Here is a 1,294-nt window from a genome sequence, read left to right as displayed (position 1 = left end):
GACGCATCGATTGTTTCACTGCAGTCGATGTGGTCAAGGTGAATTTGCGAGTTCAAGCGCGAATTTTCGGCGAATGTCGTCTTCACCCCATCCAGGCAAGGCCGCGAGGCCGCAGATTGCTTGGGGTTATATGGTCAAGTGAAGAAGCGCATACGGTGGATGCCTTGGCAGTCAGAGGCGATGAAAGACGTGGTAGCCTGCGATAAGCTTCGGGGAGTCGGCAAACAGACTGCGATCCGGAGATCTCTGAATGGGGAAACCCACCCGGCACAAGCCGGGTATCTTGCACTGAATCCATAGGTGCAAGAGGCGAACCAGGGGAACTGAAACATCTAAGTACCCTGAGGAACAGAAATCAACCGAGATTCCCTTAGTAGTGGCGAGCGAACGGGGACTAGCCCTTAAGCTTGCTTGATCTTAGTAGAAGGCTCTGGAAAGTGCCGCCACAGTGGGTGATAGCCCCGTATACGAAAGGATCTGGCAAGTGAAATCGAGTAGGACGGCGCACGTGAAACGTTGTCTGAACATGGGGGGACCATCCTCCAAGGCTAAATACTCCTGACTGACCGATAGTGAACCAGTACCGTGAGGGAAAGGCGAAAAGAACCCCGGAGAGGGGAGTGAAATAGAACCTGAAACCGTATGCGTACAAGCAGTGGGAGCCCACGTTGTTGGGTGACTGCGTACCTTTTGTATAATGGGTCAGCGACTTATATTCAGTGGCGAGCTTAACCGAATAGGGGAGGCGTAGCGAAAGCGAGTCTTAATAGGGCGATCAGTCGCTGGGTATAGACCCGAAACCGGGCGATCTATCCATGAGCAGGTTGAAGGTTAGGTAACACTGACTGGAGGACCGAACCGACTCCCGTTGAAAAGGTAGCGGATGACTTGTGGATCGGAGTGAAAGGCTAATCAAGCTCGGAGATAGCTGGTTCTCCTCGAAAGCTATTTAGGTAGCGCCTCGTGTATCACTGCTGGGGGTAGAGCACTGTTTCGGCTAGGGGGTCATCCCGACTTACCAAACCGATGCAAACTCCGAATACCGGCAAGTGTCAGCACGGGAGACACACGGCGGGTGCTAACGTCCGTCGTGAAAAGGGAAACAACCCAGACCGTCAGCTAAGGTCCCAAAGTCCTGGTTAAGTGGGAAACGATGTGGGAAGGCTCAGACAGCTAGGAGGTTGGCTTAGAAGCAGCCACCCTTTAAAGAAAGCGTAATAGCTCACTAGTCGAGTCGGCCTGCGCGGAAGATGTAACGGGGCTCAAACCAGGCACCGAAGCTACGGGTTCACAC

1 rRNA gene is annotated in these 1,294 nt (G+C 53.4%); it reads left to right on the top strand.

The annotated features are described in order from the left end of the window. Nucleotides 1-132: 132 nt before the first annotated feature. A 23S ribosomal RNA gene (locus tag ACYVD0_RS05490) occupies nucleotides 133-1,294 on the top strand; the annotation flags it as partial.

The organism is Azotobacter armeniacus (assembly GCF_054779355.1).
This window is presented reverse-complemented; position numbering and strand designations above follow the sequence as displayed.